The organism is Marinoscillum sp. 108 (assembly GCF_902506655.1).
Classification (GTDB): Bacteria; Bacteroidota; Bacteroidia; order Cytophagales; family Cyclobacteriaceae; genus Marinoscillum; species Marinoscillum luteum.
Genome location: NZ_LR734808.1, coordinates 1,129,975 through 1,152,145 on the forward strand (window position 1 = coordinate 1,129,975; position 22,171 = coordinate 1,152,145).

11 protein-coding genes and 1 tRNA gene are annotated in these 22,171 nt (G+C 44.7%); 7 read left to right on the forward strand and 5 right to left on the reverse strand.

Annotation, left to right across the window (positions count from 1 at the left end):
• The first annotated feature begins 13 nt into the window (after nucleotides 1-13).
• From GV030_RS04675 to GV030_RS04695, 5 genes are all read left to right on the forward strand, one after another.
• Nucleotides 14-2,671, forward strand: coding sequence for a D-alanine--D-alanine ligase (locus GV030_RS04675; RefSeq protein ID WP_159580266.1), 2,658 nt, complete (start codon nucleotides 14-16; stop codon nucleotides 2,669-2,671).
• Nucleotides 2,672-2,742: 71 nt separating this feature from the next.
• Nucleotides 2,743-3,591 carry a PASTA domain-containing protein gene (locus GV030_RS04680; RefSeq protein WP_159580268.1) on the forward strand — a complete coding sequence of 283 codons (849 nt, stop codon included), beginning with the start codon at nucleotides 2,743-2,745 and terminating at the stop codon, nucleotides 3,589-3,591.
• Nucleotides 3,591-5,435, forward strand: a complete 1,845-nt coding sequence (locus tag GV030_RS04685) for a T9SS type A sorting domain-containing protein (RefSeq protein ID WP_159580270.1) — start codon at nucleotides 3,591-3,593, stop codon at nucleotides 5,433-5,435. Before GV030_RS04680 ends, GV030_RS04685 begins: the two co-directional genes overlap by 1 nt.
• On the forward strand, nucleotides 5,432-5,734 hold the full coding sequence (locus tag GV030_RS04690; protein ID WP_159580272.1) for a rhodanese-like domain-containing protein: 303 nt from the start codon (nucleotides 5,432-5,434) through the stop codon (nucleotides 5,732-5,734). Before GV030_RS04685 ends, GV030_RS04690 begins: the two co-directional genes overlap by 4 nt.
• Complete coding sequence (locus GV030_RS04695; protein ID WP_159580274.1) at nucleotides 5,731-7,728, forward strand: choice-of-anchor B family protein; 1,998 nt, start codon at nucleotides 5,731-5,733, stop codon at nucleotides 7,726-7,728. Before GV030_RS04690 ends, GV030_RS04695 begins: the two co-directional genes overlap by 4 nt.
• Here GV030_RS04695 and GV030_RS04700 read toward each other — a convergent pair.
• Complete coding sequence (locus tag GV030_RS04700) at nucleotides 7,718-8,890, reverse strand: site-2 protease family protein (protein ID WP_159580276.1); 1,173 nt, start codon at nucleotides 8,888-8,890, stop codon at nucleotides 7,718-7,720. The two genes, GV030_RS04695 and GV030_RS04700, sit on opposite strands and share 11 nt — an antisense overlap.
• Nucleotides 8,883-9,512, reverse strand: a complete 630-nt coding sequence (locus tag GV030_RS04705; RefSeq protein ID WP_159580278.1) for an HAD family phosphatase — start codon at nucleotides 9,510-9,512, stop codon at nucleotides 8,883-8,885. The genes GV030_RS04700 and GV030_RS04705 overlap by 8 nt, the downstream gene beginning before the upstream one ends.
• A gap of 143 nt (nucleotides 9,513-9,655) precedes the next feature.
• On the opposite strand from GV030_RS04705, the gene GV030_RS04710 reads away from it, so the two are divergent.
• Both GV030_RS04710 and GV030_RS04715 read left to right on the forward strand, forming a co-directional pair.
• Nucleotides 9,656-9,729 (forward strand) — tRNA-Ile (locus tag GV030_RS04710).
• Nucleotides 9,730-10,201: 472 nt separating this feature from the next.
• Nucleotides 10,202-15,079, forward strand: a complete 4,878-nt coding sequence (locus GV030_RS04715) for a T9SS type A sorting domain-containing protein (protein ID WP_159580280.1) — start codon at nucleotides 10,202-10,204, stop codon at nucleotides 15,077-15,079.
• Here GV030_RS04715 and GV030_RS04720 read toward each other — a convergent pair.
• From GV030_RS04720 to GV030_RS04730, 3 genes are all read right to left on the reverse strand, one after another.
• Nucleotides 15,066-15,809 (reverse strand): hypothetical protein, encoded by a 744-nt coding sequence (locus GV030_RS04720; RefSeq protein WP_159580282.1) that lies wholly within the window; start codon nucleotides 15,807-15,809, stop codon nucleotides 15,066-15,068. The two genes, GV030_RS04715 and GV030_RS04720, sit on opposite strands and share 14 nt — an antisense overlap.
• Nucleotides 15,810-16,701: 892 nt before the next feature.
• Nucleotides 16,702-20,403, reverse strand: coding sequence for a cadherin domain-containing protein (locus tag GV030_RS04725; protein WP_159580284.1), 3,702 nt, complete (start codon nucleotides 20,401-20,403; stop codon nucleotides 16,702-16,704).
• A gap of 20 nt (nucleotides 20,404-20,423) precedes the next feature.
• Entirely contained in the window at nucleotides 20,424-21,599 is a 1,176-nt protein-coding gene (locus tag GV030_RS04730; RefSeq protein WP_159580286.1) for a hypothetical protein, read from the reverse strand.
• Between the last annotated feature and the right edge of the window lie 572 nt (nucleotides 21,600-22,171).

Here is a 22,171-nt window from a genome sequence, read left to right on the forward strand (position 1 = left end):
AATTTTACCGCCCATGAGGATAGGAATTATTTTTGGAGGTCAGTCTCGCGAAAGAGAGATTTCATTTGCCGGCGGACGTACCGTCTACGATAATCTAAACAAAACACTTTTTACTCCAGTACCCATATTCATTGATAGTCTGGGCAACTTCATACTCCTTGACTGGCAGTACCTTTACAAAGGCACCATCAGGGATTTCTATCCATCTGCCGAGCATCTACCTCACAGCCCACACTTCTTTCAGGTATACTCCGAGTCGCTGCAGAATGAGCCAGACCGACTGGAGAAGAGCATGGCGGCTGTTGGACAGAAAATTACCCCTGACCAGCTTTCAAAGCACATAGATTTCGCTTTTCTGGCCCTGCATGGGCCCTATGGTGAAGATGGAAACATCCAAGGCATTCTGGAGTGGTACGGCATTCCCTATTCGGGAGCAGGCATATTACCCAGCAGCATCGGCATTGACAAAGAAGTACAAAAACGTGTCCTGAAAACTGCCGGTTTTGAAACGCCAAAAAGTACTTCCATCGAACGTTCCCAGTGGCTAAACAGCCAAAGTGCAGTTATCCAAAACCTGGAGCGAGAGTTTAGCTACCCGATGGTGATCAAAGCGCCCCATCAGGGCTCCTCCATAGGTGTAAGCATCGCGCAAGACAAGAATTCTTTGCTCGCCGGGCTTAATCGGTCGTTTTTCATTGAAAGCATCGACATAGCCAGCTGGAAAGCTAAGTCAGATGAGCAAAAACGCAACTTTCTCGTCACGTTTACGGACATCAGAGAAGGTCTCGGATTCCCGGTTCTGGTTGATGGAAAGATGGTCTATCATCCTGAAAACCTCTGGGAGTTACTGGATCAAAGTAAGGAAAGCACCCTCAAACTTGAGTCTCCCAATGGAGAAGCACTCGTACTGGTAGAATCATTCATTGAAGGCCGGGAGTTTTCGTGTATTGTCATTGAAGATGAGACTGGCGCTCCCATGGCCCTGCCACCTACGGAAATCAAAAAACGAACAGACCTTTTCGATTACCGATCCAAATACCTGCCCGGAATTAGCCGCAAGATTACGCCAATCGATCTGCCCGATCAGGACATTGAGAGGATCATGAGGAAATCTGAGGCCCTTTTCACCGCCCTGCACAGCCAGGTATATGCCCGAATTGATGGCTTTTTCACGGCTGAGGGTGACATCTTTCTGAACGATCCTAACACTACTTCGGGTATGCTGCCGTCTTCCTTCTTTTTCCATCAGGCAGCGGAAATCGGCTTCAATCCATCACAGTTTCTGACCTATATCATTTCCAGAAGTATATCAGCTAGACTGAATGCCGGGAAAAAGATCTATCACCTACTGACACTGGCACAAACCCTGCGCACCAGCCTGCAACAGGCCGCTGCCCATCAGGGTGAGAAAATCAAAGTAGCGGTGATCATGGGTGGGTTCTCCTCTGAAAGACACATCAGTGTAGAGAGTGGACGAAACATCTATGAAAAATTGGCCTCATCAGGCAAATACCTGCCCATCCCAATTTTCCTGACTGGTGATGAAACCAAACACTTGCTCTATCAGCTCCCCATCAACATCATGCTGAAGGACAATGCCGATGATATCCGTGAAAAAATCACACATCACAGTGAGGTCACACACCCGGTCATTGCTGAGATCAGAAGAAAAGCACATCATCTCATGGAGCAGTTTGCCTATGAGGAAGCCCTGCAGTTGGAATCTCTCACTTATGACGAACTGGCAACGCGTGTAGATTTTGCTTTTATCGCTTTGCATGGCAGACCCGGAGAAGATGGTGCGGTGCAGGAGCAACTGGAACTGAGAGACGTCCCCTACAATGGATCCGGAGTGGAAAGCTCCAAGATCTCCATCAACAAATACGACACGAATGAGCTCCTCCGGGCCAATGGGATCCTGGTGGCCGATCACATGCTGGTCTATCAGGAAGAATATCAACAAAACCCTGAGAAAATCATCGAATCCATCACCTCCCGATTTAGTCTGCCGCTCATTGCCAAACCAGCAGATGATGGTTGCTCCTCTGCCGTAAAGAAGATCAAAACCCGTGAAGAGTTGATCGCTTTCGCTGAAATGATGTTTAGAACGCAGGAGGCTTTCCTGCCTGAACCAATGAGAACCCTGAACCTCAAGGCCAATGAAGAGTTTCCTCAGAAAAACTTCTTTTTGGTAGAGTCACTCATCAGTGCGGAAGGCGCGGATAAATTTCTGGAGATTACAGGTGGCATGCTCACTCATCTTCAGCCAGATGGTAGTCTGAGTTACGAAGTTTTTGAGCCTTCTGAAGCCCTGGCATCCGGCGAAGTGCTTTCCCTCGAGGAAAAATTTCTGGCTGGTGAAGGTCAAAACATCACCCCTGCCCGATTTGCAGACACAGCGGAAGGTTATGCGGCCATTGCCAAGTCGGTAAAAGAGACCCTGGAGAAAACGGCAAGGACCATTCAGGTAGAGGGCTACTGCCGGATCGACGCCTTTGTGCGAATCTCTGGACAGCAAGCAGACACCATCATCATTGAGATCAATTCGCTGCCCGGCATGACACCCGCCACCGCTATTTTTCATCAGGCAGCACTCAATAATATGAAACCATATGAGTTTATAGACCAAATCATTCAATATGGGTTTGCCAGACATCAGGTGGAAAAATGATAAGCCCTCAATGAAAGATTTACAGTTTGTTTATCTTCGATTTTCAACAAGACCAGAACTTATAGATATCTATGTCCATTTTTAAAGTCAACTCCTGGAAAGACCTGGCGCTCCACGCTTTCATCATCATTGGTTTGGGGGTTGTTTTCATCTTCATTTTCTTTTTTATCTACCTTCCTATGAGCACCAATCACGGGGAGACCATCACTGTACCGGATGTACGCGGCATCACACTGGATGAGCTGGATGACTTCCTGGGAATGCGTGACCTTCGCTATGAAGTCACGGCAGATTCGGGATTTTCAGCCAATCTGCCCCCGCTGGCAGTATTGAAGCAATTTCCTCAGCCCAATGCCAAGGTGAAGGAAAACAGAAAAATCTATGTAACACTGAATGCCGAAAGGGCTCCACTGGTAAGAATGCCGAAACTTGTAAGCGGATCGGTAAAAAATGCTCAACTGGTACTCAAAACATACGACCTGGAACTGGGAGAAATTACCTATGTACCAGACCTGGCCCTTAATTATGTGCTGGAGCAAAGAACGGATGGGCGTGAGGTACTAGAGGGCGAGCGCATCCCAAAAGGCTCCATCATCGATCTTGTAGTGGGTGATGGGCTAGGAAAACAGTCGCTGGAATCGCCCAACCTGATCGGACTGGATCTGGAAAGTGCTCAGTTTGCCATAGTCGGTTCCGGATTAAAAATAGGCGAAACTAAGTACGAGAAGGAAGGTGTGGCCGTTATAGAGACCGAAATGGAAGACGGAACTTTCACCTACAAAGAACAAAAAGTATCTCCGGGAGCAGTATTCAAGCAAAGACCCAGCGCCGGGATACGCATGCGTCTGGGTCAGATGGTAGATCTTTGGGTCTACAGTCCGGACTCGCTCAATACCAATCCTACCCTACTGGATCAATAGTGCGCATCTACCTATATAGCATCCTTTTCATACTGGCCAGTGCCGGTCAGGCTCAGTTTGCGATCAAGGGCATACAAAACTCCCATCATCGTCCACTCCGAACAACTGCCCCCGAATACCCGCGAACACTTCCGTTTTGGGATGATTTTTCCACCTCGGATGGCACACCAGATACGCTCCTGTGGATCACAGGTGGGGATGTTTTTGTGAATGCCACCCTGGGCCAAAATCCGCCCACTTATCGGGTGGCGACGTTTGATGGATTGAAAGGAAACGGCCTGGCGCACGACATAGCCAATGGCTTCAACGGGCCAGCAGACAGCCTTATTTCTCAGCCCATTGACCTCAGTCAAGTCAGTAATTTCAAAAAGACCACCGTCTATCTCAGCTTCTATTGGCAGGCCAAAGGCAATGGGGAGCTCCCTGACGAAAAGGACTCCATTCGTGTACAGTTTACCACTGTGGATTCTCTATGGGTGACCCAGTGGGTACAGGTTGGAGGTCCAGAGAACGTATCCGATTACTTTCAGCAGGTGATCATCCCGGTTTCAGGTAATGAGTTTTTTCATGAGCGATTTCAGTTCAAGTTTCAGGCATTCAGCAGCCTGAAAGGCCCTTTTGACACCTGGCACATTGATTATGTCTACCTCAATCAGGACAGACATGAAAACGATCTTTCACATTTCGACAGAAGTCTGTCGGGAAGTCCCTCGCCCCTGTTTTCGCCCTACTACGAAGTTCCCGCAGATCATTTCTTTAGAGACCCGGCCAAATACCTGAGTGTACAAAGTGTACTGGCTACCAACCTGGATGCAGAAACGGCCGTGGGCCATCCGCTGGATTACTATTATCAACTGGAAAACCTTACCACAGGTGAAGTTTATGACTTATCATCTATGGGAAACGGGGGCCTTGGTGGTCTCGATCCGCTGGAATACAGAAACATCCTGGGACCTTCTGATATCGACATTGAGGCTTACAATACCCCGCTGGACTCTCAGGTGATCATGTCCACGTTTTATTACGAAACCGGCGACAAGAACCTGTTTGAAGTAGTAAATGGAGTAGACACGGTGTTTCTGCCTGTCAATCTGAAAGTGAATGACACCATACGCACCCGCTATACGCTGCATAATCACTATGCCTATGATGATGGTACTGCAGAATTCTCCGCTGCCATCAACCTGCTAAAGGGGCAGGTAGCTGTTAAATTTGCTCTGGAAGCAGCTGACACGCTTACACATGTGGATATCTACTTTCCTAACATTGCACCTGACCCATCCGGAAGCTCCGTGGACATCCTGGTTTGGGATCGCCTGGACGATGCCAGGATACTTTCCAGACAACCCTATACAATCCAAAGTCCAACCGGACTCAACCAATTTACCCGAATCAAACTCAGCCAGCCGGTACTCACCAGAGATACTGTATATGTGGGCTATCAGCAGTTTACGGACAATTACCTGGGTGTGGGATTTGATAGGAATAATGCCATTGCCAGCAACAATATCTACACCAACGTAACGGGTGTTTGGGAGCAGAATACCCGACTTAGCGGAGTACTCATGATTCGGCCCGTATTTGAGTTTGATTCCACTTTTATCCTCAGTACCCCCGGTACTCCACTCCCTGCGATCACGGCCTATCCCAATCCCTGCAAGGGCACCCTAAGCATCAATGGGAACTTCGATCAACTAACTGTTTTTAATCTTTCAGGCCAGACGGTCTATTCATCTGATAAGCGGTCATCTTATGATCTTTCATTTTTGGAGGATGGGATATATTTGCTAAAAATAAACAGCAACAATTCCATTACTACCCAAAAACTGATCATCAGGAAATGAATGACATTACCCCGGAAGAATTAAAATCGAGACTCGAAAAGGGTGAAACCCTACCCCTATTCGATGTGCGAGAGGATTGGGAATACGACGAATCCAATATTGGTGCCGAGCTTCTGCCTCTTGCGAGTATACCCCTCAGGCTCAAAGAGCTGGAACCGCTGAAGACGAAAGAAGTGATCGTGCACTGCAAAAGCGGATCCAGAAGTCATCAGGCAAAAAAATACCTCTCCAAACAGGGCTTCAGACAGGTGAGATCACTCATCGGAGGCATAGAAGCATACCTAAACAACCAAAAATGAAGAACTTATTGATCGTAACATTGATAGCGGCAAGCTCCTCGGCCTATGCACAGTTTCCTTGTGAAAACGGCATGTCAGACGGCACCTACCCCTGCAATCAAATCACACTGATGGGCCATCTGGCACCAGAGGAAATAGATGCTGTAGAGCATCATGGAAATTACCTCAATGACATTTGGGGGTGGACAGACGCTGAGTCCGGGAGTGAATATGCACTGGTTGGCCTGGTGGACGGAGTAGCTTTTGTGGATGTGACCGTGCCTACCAACCCTGTATACTTAGGCAAGTTACAGGAGAGTGCCACCTCCAATGGACGAGTGAGCAGAATTGGAGATGTGCAACATGGAAAATCGAGCTGGCGTGACATCAAAACTTTCAAAAATCACGCCTTCATAGTCAGCGACGTAAATGGAGCGCATGGCATGCAGGTATTGGACCTGACCAAACTCAGGGGACTGGATGGCAGCACCACCGTAAAATTCAAAGCTGATGCCCAGTATGAAGAATTCGGATCTGCGCATAACATTGTGATCAACGAGGAAACCGGTTTTGCCTATGTAGTCGGGGTATCTGATGGTGGCACAAAATGCAGCGGCGGCCTGCATGTCATTGACATCAACGACCCCAAGAATCCTGCATTTGTGGCTTGCTTTAGCACTGATGGATATACCCATGATGCCCAATGTGTCATTTACCAGGGACCAGACGCTGACTATCAGGGTCAGGAAATATGCTTCAACTCCAACGAAGACACTTTTACCATTGTGAATGTGGATGACAAGGACAACATGTCAATGATCAGCCGCACCGGATATGATCAGGTTTCTTATACTCACCAGGGATGGCTCTCAGAGGATCATCGCTTTTTCCTATCAAATGACGAGTTAGATGAAAATGCTTTTGGGTTCAACCCACGCACACTCATCTGGAATATAGAAGATCTGGATGCGCCGGTGCTTATTGGTGAATATTATAACAATGCGGCGGCCATAGACCACAACCTGTATACCCACAATGGACTGGCTTTTGAATCCAATTATTTCAGTGGCCTGAGGGTACTGGATTTAGCCCAGGTGGCTGATGGCAAACTCAGAGAACGAGCATTCTTTGACACGTACCCAGACGCTGATGCCATTGAATTTGGCGGTACCTGGAGCAATTACCCCTATTTCGAAAGTGGCACAATCATCGTATCCGACATGAACAACGGACTGTTTGTCTTACAGCTCGATTTGGAGGAGGACATCATAGCCACTCACCCTGCCGATATGGAAGGGTGTGAGAATGAAGAACTCTCATTTGTGGTGGCCGCAACAGGCACTACCAACTCCTATCAATGGCAGCGGTTTGACGGTAAGACATATGTCAACCTCACGAACAACGATCAAGTGAGTGGCGCTCAAACCAATGAGCTAAAAATCATGGCTCAAAATAACTACCAGGGAGATATTCTGAGATGTAAAATCACGGAGACCAATGGTACCATTCACTACACTTTTCCTACCTCTTATGAGATCAAGGGAGAACCTCTGGAGGTAGCGTTCAGCTTTGAGGAGACCACACCGGGTTCCGTGCAGTTCACCAATGAGAGTACTGGCGCCCAATCCTACTCCTGGGATTTTGGGGATGGTAGCACCTCCGATGAGGAGAACCCGATTCATACATTCGAATATGGAGTCTTTAATGTAACCCTCACTGTGACCAACGAGTGTGAAACAGCTGAGCTGACCAAGGAGACCTTTGTGGTAACAGGACTGGATGATGAATCAAAGTATTTCAATGTATTCCCAAACCCCTCCTCAGACCTGGTCAATGTTTTCAGTCAGGAGAGCGGAATGCTGGAGATCCGGGATACGTCTGGTAAACTCACACATGAGCAAACTATTACACGTGGCGCTCATGCTATTGGACTCAATCACTTGCGAAAAGGGATTTACTTTATTTCCATCCGTACACCAGAAACCTTTGTGGTGAAGAAGCTCATCATTCAGTAATCAACTCTGGTATATCCAATATAAAGGGCTGGGGGCTAAAGCATAATATGAAAATGATCAGTGCTACCCAGCCCAATAATTTCCTTTCTGTAGAGAGGGGCGTATTGTCAAGCACCGGAGGATGTACTACCCCCATAAATCTGCCCAGGAGCAAGCCAAACAAAAGCCAGCCACTATAGCCTTCCCACTGAAAGAGGTAATGCACAATAAACTGCGCAGAAAACATAATGGCCGCAAACATCCACCGATCCTGCCTGCTCTTAAACATGCTGGCAGAGCAGATAAATAGAAAATATAAATAGGCCCCTATCAAGATCAGAAAGTGTAAGGAACTCTCCAGTCCTACATCGGCCATATCCTGAATACTAATCAGCCCAAGACCTGCATAAAACAAGAAGATGGAAAACAAGACCTTCGACACTTTTTCATGCCGCCTGGCCCCTATCAGGCCGAACAGAATATGTCCACCATCCAGCTGACCAATAGGTAGCAAGTTGAGTGCCGTAAAGAACAGTGCCAGGTAGCCCGCCAGTAACAGGGGATAGTGGATAATCTCATTGTCATGAGGCATCCTGGCCGGGTCCGCTACATATTCCTCAAAGAGCCAAAAAATAGCATTGGAGCCAAACCGAAATGAGGCTGTGCTGTCATTGTCATACACATGATCGGCATAGTCCAGTCCATACTGCTCATACTCCGGATGCACCTGATAGATGTACTCTGGCTCAGGCAGATTGGCAAAACCATACCAAATCACCCCAATGGCAATCACAAAACCAGCCAGCGGACCAGAAATCCCCACATCAAAATAATGTTTCAGGCTATAAATATGATCCTTGATTCGAATAAATGCGCCCATGGTTCCAAAAGATGGGGAGAGAATAAAACCCAGCCACATGGGGATGTAGTATGGGAGCGTAACCCGAATATTGTGATGGCGTGCCGTAAAGTAGTGGCCAAACTCGTGAAACGTGAGGATCAGCAGAAACGGGATGGAAAACTGAAAGCCACCCATGAATTCGTCCCAGGTCATCAATAAATCCTCGTCCACCCACAGTACATATTTGGAGTACATCCACTCGGCGCCAGCCAGTGTGGTGGTGATGATCGTCAGTAAAAAAAGCCCAATATGAATGAGAAGCTGCTTGTGTTTTTTAATCATGAATGAGAATTTCGAATATCTGATCGGGGAACTGTACCTGCTCTGCATTGATACCAACTCCTCTGGCTGCTTCTATGTTTTCTATTTTATCATCCAGAAAAAGTGACCGCTTCGGATCAAAACCCTGATCTTCTATGATGAACTCGTAAATGTCGGCATTGGGCTTCCGGTAGCCAATCAAATGCGAATAGTAAGCCGTATGGGAAAAGTCCTTCATTGGCTTGCCTGCCAGGCTTATCACCATGGAGTCGAAGTATCGTTCGTGCATGGCGTTGGTGTTGCTGAGGATGAGTACCCGGTGAGTTTCCATGAGCTTCTGCATCAGCTCCAGGCGACCGGACGATATTCCTTTAATCATCAGGTTCCAGGCATACTCAAAGTCTGAGAGGGAAATCTGAGAATCAAAAAGCTGATTGATCTCATCGACAAACTGAGCATCGTCGATCTGGCCTGTTTCGTAGCGGTACAAATACGGGGAACCTACAATCAGCTCCCTCAGGTCCTTGCCACGACCGCTGGTCAGGCGGGAAAACTCCTCAATCACGGCCTGTGGGTCCAGGTCTACAATGACCTCCCCCAGGTCGAAAATAATTGTATCAATTTCTGATAGTCTCTTTGGCACTTCGTTGTTTAATTAGCGGCAAATATCTAATATTGCACCTCCAAAACAAAGACAGTCGTAAGGCTGTTTTTTGTTACAGTGCATCGAGCCGAAAGCGAGAAAGTGCTGGTTCGAGCTGACATCTCGAATAGAAAAAAACTGTAGGGCCTATAGCTCAGTTGGTTAGAGCACCTGACTCATAATCAGGTGGTCCCTGGTTCGAGCCCAGGTGGGCCCACAAACCTTAACCTCCGTCAGTTTTGACGGAGGTTTTTTTTATGGCTAAAAATTGGCCCATAAGCCTAACACAACCAAAAGATTTGCGCGTTTCGCTTTCCTGAATACACCTGACCCGATTTACTCCATTGTACCTGTCATGGCTAGCCTGGTGAACCATCAACTCAGTTCATTCCGGTTTTGGGCGGAACGTAGCGACGGACAAATACCCGAATATCGGATCAAGCACAGAGATTACTTGATCCGAAAAGTTTGCCGAGACTAAGTCACTACGTAGTAAAGGGGACGGTAAGGTGTAAGCTCTATGTAGAAACACATTATAATCTCATTTTGGAAACAACAATCGTGCAGAGTATTTAGAGCGACCATGAGTTGCTGCTAACCTCATTTTTAAAAATTACACCGTTTTTTAGAATACTTGACTTTCTACCTATTGCGCAGCCTACTATATTTGTTGGGAACTAAGAATCGAAATGTCAATAAAAGCTACCGTCAGCATCCTGTTTTTTTTCATTGGTCTTCATTTTTTGGTCGCGCAGGAATGGATCGAAACTGATATTGTAGCTCCAGACCTACATCCTGATTTAGTCGCTGATTTCGCTAATAACATGATCGTTTACAAAGACTTCCTTTTAGTAAGTGCTCCCCGAGCGCTAAATGGAAAGTATAGTAGCGGGTCGGCAGCTCTTTATGAGTACCAGAGTGGGCGTTGGATACAGAAAACAAGGTTATACTCAGAGGAGTTATACTCAGAGGATTCTTACATCCGAGGATTTTCTCTTGGAATGGCAATGAATGATTCAATCATCGTGATTGGAGCACCTGAGTCAAATCTTAATGATCTCCATATGGTGGGTACGGTGCACGTGTTTACCCGCTCCTCCAACGATTGGTCTGCTTTTAAACAATATACCATTTATCCTTCAGATACAATTTCGTCAAGGAGATTCGGAGCGTCTTTACATCTTGAAGGTATGAAGTTATTTGTTAGCTCAGGTGCTCATGGGAACGTTTTTGTATATGAACTTGGAGCATCCGAAGCGATCCTGAAAGCTTCTTTAAGAAGCTCATTGAGTCTAAATATTGTATGGGGAAATTCACGCCAATTTGGTCAATCCATAAAGGCAAATAAAAACTACCTGTTCGTTTCCGCCCCCGGGGATGAAATGGGAGAATGCCCTGATGGAGGTGGTATATACGTATATGATAAAAATAATGATTGGGAAGGTAAGATTGAACAGGACTATGCCCTCTTTCATGATTGCGAGGAGATCCGGTTCGCGCTTGGTACCCATTTCGATGTAAATGAGAAATATTTAATCAGCTATGTGAGGGATTTATATAACGGGGAAAAGTTGGATGTTTTGGTTTATGATCTTTCAGAATTAACAACGGGTGATCCTAATCAGCCCTCTAACATATATTCAATACCGCTCGAAAAGCCTTTTTCAGTGGTAGAAATTAAATTTCTCTCTACGAATCAGTTTCTCATGACGTATGACAACGATGATCGTTATAAGACCCTTAATTTCTTTATTAATGACGAAGGTCGTATAGAACTGATCGGGGAAGTAACCACTCAAATTACAAATCCCTTATTTGGACAAAAGATTGAAGTACACAATCAACAGATTTTGAATGGCTCTCAAAACAAAATATTGGTTTATGAAAAACCTGAAATCAATCAGAATCCACCTTTGGCAATAGTTGATACAATAACTACACCCTACTACACAACGGTAAACACGAACTTTGGAAGAGTAATTGCTCAAAGTGACAGTTATGTCTTTGCTGGATCTCCCTATGAAGGTGATGTTTTCTCAAACCAGGGCATGGTATATATCTATAAAATACTTGGCGATTCACTTTCACTAATACGAAAACTTCACCCTCCAAACCCAGTAAGCAATGGGATATTTGGTTACTCCATTGATGTCCACGAAAATCATCTTTCAGTAGGTGCTCCTGGCTCAGGTGGCAATGATGGGGTCTACATGTATACCTATGAGGATACAGAACTTAAGTGGGAAGGCAGCCTTAGAACGGAACTAATTAAACCCGAAACCTCAACTGAGGGTGAAGTCTTCGGTAATTCTGTGGATCTCCACCATAATGAAATGATAATGGTTGGATTTCTGGGTCATAACTCCCCATCTTATGAGCGTACTACTGTCATTTATCATTTGGAGAACGGGCGTTGGGTTGAAAAATACAAGACTCAGATTGCCTCGAGAGGAGGTGGAGAGGTGGGTGCTGATATCTACGGAAACTATGCGGTAAGTTCGGGAAGTTCGGGAGCTGACTTGCATGTGTTTAAAAGAAATGGAGATAATTGGAAAATTGTCAAGGAACTGTCTAACTCAACTGATTTTTATTGTGCTCCTAGTTTATTACAGATCAATGAACGCTTCCTATATGCTCCCGCTACCTACTCAAAAGACCTGAGAATCTACAATTTGCTTAATATTCATGACGGTGTCCCTGAAATCATGGTCAATACTCCTTTTCAAATAGAGCCATGGGACAATTCATTTGACATTAACTCGGATGTATTGGCAATTGGCAATCATAACAGAGATATTATTTACTTGTATTCATATGACGGATTGGGATACACATTAGCCGATTCCATCGTCAAGAATGAAATGATGGATTTTGGATATGGTGTTTCACTGCGTGAGAACACCTTGATTGCTGGCGCTCCAAACAAGAACCTCCCAACCGGTAATTGGTCCGGTCAATTATCCTTATATAAACGTTCAAATAGTATTCCCGATACGCCAATAACCGTAGATTCAATACATGGTGTTTCAGATTACTATGGCATAGGGGATACACTTCTGATTTATGTTGCATTTACAGATACAGTGTTTGCCGAAAATGACCCTTTCTTAATACTGGGGGATAACAATGAAATGAAAGCTTCCTATAAATCAGGGTCCGGAAGTTCGATTCTGACCTTTGAACTGGTAGTCGAAGAAGGTATCAAAATGGACCCATTGGAAATAAATAATTCATTCGCCATGCTGCATCATGGGAAAATATACAACTTAAATAATCCAGTAAATAGAATTCTGCCGGATCCATATTCCCAGAATTCTCTCTCAATATCCAAAATTATAGTTGACGGAGTTTCACCTGTACCAGAACTGATCTCAGTTGGTACAGCAGTAAATGGCATTTTTGAAATTGTTATCTCTTTCCATGAGCCGATTGAGGGGTTTGATGAAAGTGATCTGGTAGTAGAGAATGCAGAAATTCAAGAAATTGAAATGATCGGTGACTCGGCTAAATTAGTGGTACTTCCCGGAGCAGAGGGAGAAATGCAATTCTGGATTAGACCAGATTCATATTTTGATCTCTCTGGAAACAGTAATTTGGGTAGCGACACACTAAAGGTTATTTACGATATAACTCCCCCAGAGCTATTTTTTACTGCGCCTCAAACGATTGTTACGAATTTTGATGTCCAGTATTCATTTTCAGAACCCATCAAGGAAATTAAAAATAGTGGTTTTGGTTTGGAAAATGGAATGTTTTTAGAACAATCTGCGACACCAGGAAGGCTAACCGTGGATCCGTTGGATAGTGGATGGGTAAAAATATGGATTGAGCAAAATAGTTTTCGCGACTTTGCGGGTAATTGGAATATAAAAAGTGATACCGTTTGGGTGTACAATGACACAATACCCGCTCAACTGTTTCAATACAATTGGCCCACCCATAAATTAGAGGGACAGGTAAATATTCCCAAACTGGTGGATCTTGATAACGATGGAGATCTTGACCTTTTCGTACTGCAGAATTATCCTGTTATTTTTGAAAATAACGGCACTAACTTTATCGAAAAATCCAGGCTGGTTAATGAAACGGGATTTTCGCCAAACATCTCTTGGGTAGACCTGAACCATGACGGGCTCCTGGATGCCTTTGTATATTCGAATAGTGTGCCGTACGATGCTACTGTACTTATAAACTTAGGAAACTTTGAATTTGAAAGAATATCTCTTTGGGAAATAAGCTCTCCACAGGTAGATCCTCAATATGCTTGGGGAGATATAGATAATGATGGAGATTGGGATTTAATAGGAAATTTCAAGCCACCCTCGTCTGATGAAGTTGCAGTAAGAGTGATCAAGAATGAAAATGGGACCCTCACCTCAACAAGAAATCACTACCAAGGGAGGATTAATTCAAGACAACCCTTTGCAGATTTCAATAATGATGGGTTCCTTGATATTGCCCTTGTAATTGGTGAGGAATGTAACGCAAAACTCTTGTTGCTCCTCAATGATCTGGGAAATCATTTTAAGAAATATGAAACCGTTATTAATGTTCCGGATGGGGATAATGCCGAGATAGTTTGGGTAAATATCAATGGTGATCATTTAATGGACATCGCTTCCATCGGAAATAACCCATGCGGAGTAGGCGGAAACTTCAAATGTTATGTAAACAAAGGAGACAACGTTTTAGAATACAAATCATCATTAATAACTAAAAAATTTACTTCAAGGCCTGTGTTTCTTTCCGCTGATTTAGACAATAATGGAGAAGTAGACCAAATACTCTATGGCATTGATGAGTCTAACACCGAAACCAGAATATTCCTCCAATCTCAACCCGACCCATCACATAGACTATCAGGAGGCCTTGCAAACGGATCTATGGACATAGGTGATATAGACAATGATAACGACCTTGATATTGTTGTCGTATCAGGCCGGGTCAATGAGCAATCCAACTTGATCATTTATGAGAACAGATTTAATATTTCCCATTACAACACCCCCCCTACCCGACCAGAACAACTCACGACCTCACTCTCAGGAAATACCGCAAAGATTAGTTGGAAACCGTCTACTGATGATCATTCAAATGTTCTGTATAATCTTCAGGTACTTAAGGATGGCATACCTCTTAGGGCGTCTAGTTTAGACTCTGGGATTCCGAAACTTGTTTTATTTAGAGACGCGTTTCTAAAAAATGAATTTCACTTAACCATTGAAGAGGGTTCGTATTATCAATGGAGCGTTCAAGCCATTGACGAGTCCTGGAACGCATCAGAATTCGCTCCATTTGAGGAAATATCTTCTCCTCTAGAAGCAAATGAGATTGGCGAACCAAGATTTTATCCGAATCCAGTGACAAAGGATTTAATGATTAAATCAAACAGTGAAATTTTGAATGTAGAAATTCAAAGTCTTACAGGAGAAATTATTCAAATAATCAGATTGCTAGACAATAAAGCCTCGATTGATTTAAGCGACCTTCCAAATGGAATGTTTATTCTTAAACTTGAAACCCGAAATGGAAAAAAATTAACCTATAAGCTTATTAAGAAATCTTAACCAGCTTACACTCTGGCCCACCTGAAACCTCAATCGTTCCAGTATTATATTCAACGTTTCCACAATGAATCTTATAAGCATAGATGCCTGCGTCTAGATTTTCGAATGTTGCACAACCCGGTGCTCCACAACCGGGACGGGTTTCATAGTATCGAGTTAAGTTCTTTGATCCTTGATTCCCAAGATCAACACTAAAAGCTCCACATAACGGATCATAATCCACCCAAAATAACACACTACTACTACCATCGACCTTGGGACAATGAAGGCTTTCATCCGAGTCGAGAATGACATCCAAATATCCATTATAAGTGTCGTCAAAATAAACTGAATGTGTTGATTCATTAATACGGATTCCAACCTCCACAGGAGTGGTCACTTTTGAATCAGGATAATGAATGATTAAATTATTAAATCCAGTATATGCAAGCATGAAGTTCATTTCAAGATCGTTTCTTATCAAGGGTAATGTTCCTTCCATAATTGGATGGTCTCCATTATTCAGATAAACAGCAAAAGACTTATTTACAGAAAAGTTATTCCCGGCCCAAAGACTCAATTTCACTTTCCTTTCAGATGTATGCATGCATCCAGCAAACCTGTTTTCTGCGCCTTTAAAGGTAAAGTCAGAAATTGACTCCCTATTATGCGCAATTATACCAGAATCCTTCTCTTTGCAGGAGGTAAAAAGTATCGATAGTAAAACGCAGAAAATTACCAGAAATCTCAAGACAAGTATTTGTAAACTATTGTTTGATTTTTTTTTTAAAACAATGATAGATCATTTCAAACTAACAATAAAGTCTTCCCAAAAAAGACAGACTAATTAAACATACCTTAGTTGCCATAACCTAAGCTCTTCAAAGATAGGTAGCTTAACGATTAGTTGAGAACCTCAAAAAATCTGCTGAAAATTAAATATCAATAGGTCCCTGCCCCGATAGCTATCGGGACGAGCCCAGGTGGGCCCACAAACCTTAACCTCCGTCAGTTTTGACGGAGGTTTTTTTATGGCTAAAAATTGGCCGATATGCTTACCTCAAACTAAAGATTTACGCGTTTCGCTTTCCTGAATACACCTGACCTGATTGCTCCACTATACCTGTCATGGCTAGCCTGGCTAACCATCTGCACGACAAGATTCCGGTATTCTTCGTGCCTCAGAAACCGGAACAACGTTCTTTCCGCTCCGTCATCCGGCTTTGTACAAGCACAGCGACGGACAAATACCGGAATCTCCAACCCCTTCCTGGAGTTGCCTGTAAAACCCTAAATCGCCATCTCAAGCCGACATGATGAGTCTGAACCTGTCATGGTGAGCTCCGTCGAACCATCAGACAGGTTCATGAGAGATGCTTTTCCTTCGGAAAACAAGACCGCAATGTGATTGCCACCGCCTGGGAATGACGTCCTTTCCCGTACAGACAACAAGCTGCTATTCAACAGATAAAAGCCGACCTACACCTATGGATAACAAAAAAGCCATTTCGATTCTCGAAATGGCTTTTTTAAAGTTGCATAGGTGATTCAGTCAATCACACACAAACTCGAATTTAAAACTAAGATGTAGCTGGCGCTTTTCGGCACCTAATTACAGCTATGCCACAGCGCCTATACTACCACTACTCAAGTATAATTCTGTGCATGCTTACATGACCTGACTGATCCAATAGTTCGATCATATAAACACCCGCTTTGAGATCTGTCAAATCAACCTGAGCACTGGTATGGGTCATCACCAACCTGCCAGAAGCATCAAATATTTTCACTCGCTCCACACCTACTCCTTTGATGTTCAGTATCCCTTTTGTCGGGTTTGGATAGACCACAAGATCGGCGTGACCAACTCCACCCAAGGTCAAGGGCTCCTCTACGTCAATCAAACTAACCGTGATCACAGCTGATGAAGTCAAAGTGCCGTCAGACACCTCCAAGGTCAATATGAAAGCGGGCTGAATCTCAAAATCCAACTGAGAGGCATCGGCCACAGTCAACTCTACACCATTGCTAATGGTAAAAGCCCCTGAAGAATTCCCATCCGTAATGGAGATTGTCAAGGCGTCAGAATCCGGATCAGAGACCTCCAACACCCCTACTAAGGTCCCACTCGCTGATTCCTCTTCTACAGTAAAAGTGGCCGCTACGATAGCCGGCGCTTCATTTACATCCACCACGCTGATGGTCACGTTACCCACAGTGGATAAATCACCATCAGATATGGTCACACTCAGTGCGAACTCCTGATTGATTTCATAGTCAATAGCATCAGCTGCAGCTACTGTAATTACCCCATCTATGCTCATGCTAAAAACATCACCCGCATTGCCGGAAGTGATGACATATTCCAACACATCACCCTCTGGATCATTGGCAGCTAATGTACCTACCACCGCACCTACAGGAGAATTCTCGTCAACTGTAAAGGTTTGATCAGGCAATGAAGGTGCCTGATTACCATCGTCAGTCACGGTGATGGTGACGTCCACGGATCCGCTATTGCTACCATCCGAAGCCTCCACTCCTATTAAGAACTCTGGCCGGGTTTCAAAATCCAGGGCAGCCGCATTATTTACGGTCAACTCTCCATCGCTACCAATTGCAAAAGCGTCATCCGAATTTCCCGAGGTGATCGCCCAGGTCAAGGCTTCATTTTCAGGATCAAAAGCTGATATAAGTCCCAAAGAGGTACCGACTGTTGCATTTTCAGCTACGGTGAAGGTCCCTGCAGAGAGTACAGGCACTTCGTTCACATCGACCAGCTCAATGGTGATCAATGCGGTTACCTCTGAAGCTCCGTCACTTACAGACACTTCCAGCTCAAACACCGGAATCGTTTCAAAATCCAGAACTGATCCGTCCAACACACTGATACTCCCGGTAGACTCGTCAATTTCGAATGCCCCGAGATCATTGCCAGCCAGGATGGAAAAGAGCATAGGGTCACTTTCCGGGTCGGTAGCCACCACATCTCCTACCACAGTTTCTGCCGGACTATTTTCATCAAGCGTAAAAGTCTGATCTGCTATTTGAGGAGTTTGATTTGAAGGCGTAACGGTCAAAGTAAAAGTGGAACTGGCTGTATTGTGCACAGCCTGACCATCATCTGCTGTAACGGTGAACTCCTGAGTACCAAACCCATCCGCAACACTGGTGATCGTGACGGTACCAGTTGCAGCATCTATGGCCACATTTGCAAACGCAACTGAAGCCGGGGCTATGGAATAGGTCACTGTTTGCTCCACTTCATTCGCCGGCACCGGACCTGGAGTTACGGTCACCACCTCTGTACTTGTGAAATCCTGGTCAACATTTACATCTCCTGATAGCGAAAACACAGGTGCATCGTTGACAGAGGTAACCTCTATGGTCATGGTAGACGAACTAACGCCAAAGGTGCTTGCATCACCCACTGTGAAGTCAAAAGTATCTTCACCTGCAAAGTCTGCTCCACCGAAGTACTCCAATAGCTCTATGTCAGCCACAGCTATCTCCTGATCAATTGAAACCAATTGTCCTTCTAGTGTCAACTCCCCATAAGTCGGTAACAGATTGATCTGAAGACGACTAAAAGTAGAGCCATTTTGGCTGGAATAATTAAAGTCATCAGCCACAAAAGTCAATATTGAATCCTCCTCCACAGACAAGGTATTGTCCTGAGAGATTGGCCCATTGGAGATGGTAAACATCCTTCGCTCGGCAATACTCCATTTTCCCAGATCATCCTTCACCCGTATGGAAAGCAAATAATCCCCTTCTACTAAAGCACCAAGTCCTATTTCCAGCTGCGCTTCAATAGAAGCACCATTCGCACCCAACTCCAGCGCAGTAGCCTGCCCCACTCCTGGATCATCACCAATAAAATATTCTGCACTTACGATCAGCTCAGAAGTGTTCGCTCCGGAAGTTTGCGGCATGATGTACAGGGTACGGGCAAATGGAATCCCCCAGACGCCCAGATGGTCTTTTACCCTGACCATCAACTGATGAAATCCCGCTGACAAAGAAGAAACATCAATGGTTGCCACCAAATCCAGACTGTCGCTGGCAGTGACGTCAACGCTCGTACCATTGCCAATACCCGGGTCATTGTCAAAAAAGTACTCCACAGCAGTCACCGTGCCAGTAGTAGCCCCGGGAGCCTCCGCTAGATCCATGATATAAAAAGTCCGATTGATGTAACAGCTCCACCGACCTAGACCATCCCGGGTCCTCACCATTAGCTGATGAAACCCTGCAGACAATGAGGATAAGTCTATTTGCTCAATAATCTCCACAGAGTCCGAGGGGGTAAACGAAATAGAAGTGCCATTGCCAACGCCCGGATCGGTATCAAAAAAGTATTCAACATACTGTAGCTGGACATCAGCGGCTACCTCGGAAGCAACAGAAATCAAGGACTGCTTGGTTAGCGCTCTTGAACGATTGGAGGCATCAGTCACGGTCAAACGTACTGTATAGCTACCTGGCTGAGTGTAAGTGTGGCTCGGGTTGGCTGAAGTAGAAGTAGCTCCATCTCCAAAACTCCAGGCATAATTCGCAATGCTGGCGTCAGCCGTGGACGCACTACTTGAAAAAGCAACATCCAATGAGCCTGTTCCCGAATTAGCATCCACCGAAAAATCCGGAAATAGCACTTCACTATACAATGCATCCACTTCTTCAGCACTGATCGCCCGGTTGTAGATTCGGATATCATCTATGGCCCCTTCAAAGGGATATCCCACGGTGATGGCTCCAGAACCCAATGCAGGTTGGTTCGCAGATTGCTCCGATTTCAGTTCGCCATTTAAATAAGCACTCAGGGTAGTTCCATCATATGTCAAAGTAGCCATTTGATAAATCCCTGGCTTGCCACTATTGGTGGTAAAAGAAGTTGTATTTCCGCTCCCATCTGCAGTGGTGAATTTCAACCCCTCATTGACGACTGAAATGGTATACAAAGTACCCGCATTGATCATGGTACCCAGATCCAAAACTCCTGAATCATCATCAAAACCATCGACGATGTTATACCAGAAGGAAATGGTAAAAGATGAGCTTCGTAAGGCCGCATCTGAAGAGGTGTAGGCCGGGGTGACACTACTTCCATCAGATCCTTTTGAAAATCTGCGGGTATTGAAAAGTCCAAACCTGTCGGAAATTTCATAATTGTTAGTTCCACTGGCGTAAATGCCATCGTATCCGTTTCCTGAGGCGTCAGTCATGTCGCCTTCCATTTTGTAATAGGCCGTCAGACCATTGCTAAGATCAACCTGCCCGTAGGCGTTTTGACCGATTATTACAAATAGGAGCGTCAGAAAACCTAGTTTTCTAATAACTTTCATCACTATATCGCTTTAAGTAATTACTGATTATTGGAAACTCTGGCTTTCAAATCTATTTCTATAGAACTGCCCTCTGGCACTGCTGCCGAACGAATGTTAAAATCAGTTATTTTAGGAATCCTGCTCTCAGTCACAATCACATTGGGTACATCTCCGGCACTTGGAAACGGGTATGGACCACCAAAAATCCCCATTTCGGTACCGTCAGATCCTGTGCCCTTACATGGCGAATCCTCCGCCAGTCTGTAGTCATAGCTGAAATCCAATGCGAATTCAGGTACATCCACAAATTTAGGATTCACATTCTCAAGGTTATTGCCAGTGCTATTGGTTCCATAATCGAAGGTTTCACCCCCCTCGCTGGTCAGTACCAGGTTGTGCGTGAGCGCCACATTGCTGGCACCTCCTGTAGCTCTCCCCCAAAGAATATTATTGCTGAAGACAATACCACTCGCCTGGTTGGTAATGCCTACACCACTAAAAAACACATCATAGACCTGATCACTTCCTATAAAGAGATTGTTGATGAAAATCTGAGATCCTTTGACCCGTGCCACGCCACCGGTGAAAATATTATTGGCCACAAGCAGGTTACTACCAAATGGGTAATCCCCATATACACTGTTGTAGTTGGGTGCATAACCTATGTTATCTAGTATGTTATTGTAAATCTTGATGTTGCTAAAATAGCTGAGGTGAACCGACTCACATCTATTTCTGGTAAATGTCACATTGGTGAGGGTGTTGCTTTCAGTGCCTTCAAAGCCAACAGAGATGTATCGGTAGTTTCCACCGGCCGTTGTTACCACTCCATTTACATAAAAGCCTTCAATATGCGATCCGGATGCATTCAGATCCAAGGCGGGATTCTCATTTTTAATGACCATGTGGTTTACTTTGGTGGTAAAACCAAACTGGGCATCTTCTGTAGACTGGTAGCCAGCCCCGATCAACACCAGCTTCTTGTTCAAGGTAAACCCATCATAGGTAGTTTCAGAACCTGCAACTATTATGGTATCACCCACGGTAGCATCATCGATGGCTACCTGAATACTTGAATACAGAGCGCCTGAGTTTTCATTATTATCCACGGTGATCACTGTGGCCAAGGAGGTAAAAAAGCCAATCAGAACGAAGCTAATGGCTAAAGAATATTTGAATAGTTGAATGGATCGAATGTGTTGAGCTAAATACATGTAAAATGGTTTAATGGTACGAATATGTTCGGGCAAACAAAATCAAATAAGTGGTTAATATCAATACCTTAAATTCGGTATAGCACTCAATATTTTGCCAAGAGGAAAATTAAAATTCGAGGGGTCGGCCTTAGTTGACTCAGACCGGAGTTTCCATTCATCATCAATAAGGGAAGCATTGTCTTACGCTTCGACGGAGCTCAGGCTAATAATGCAAAAACGTAACGTTTCTATCATGACCTAGCCTGAGGAGGCGGCCTCCATGCCTGACGGGTTTTGAAAGGCTGTCGGGTATAGCTGAGAGTTAGATCTTACTGGTAGGTTTTGCATCCGAAGGATTATGAAAGATATCGGTCTCGTCTCAGCTGTGAGCAGTTGCGTGGTTTAGTACTTAACCAGCTCATGGAGGGATTAGACAGCCTTCTTTACAGTGGCTTTATTCAATAATTAGCTTGATAGAGGACTTCAAGACTCATTTTTGGCACGTATTCGGGGTTCCCGGCTATCATAAGTTCACTTGAGTATTTTAACTCCCAGCACAAGTCTACCGATCATGTTTAGATTTTGGAGGG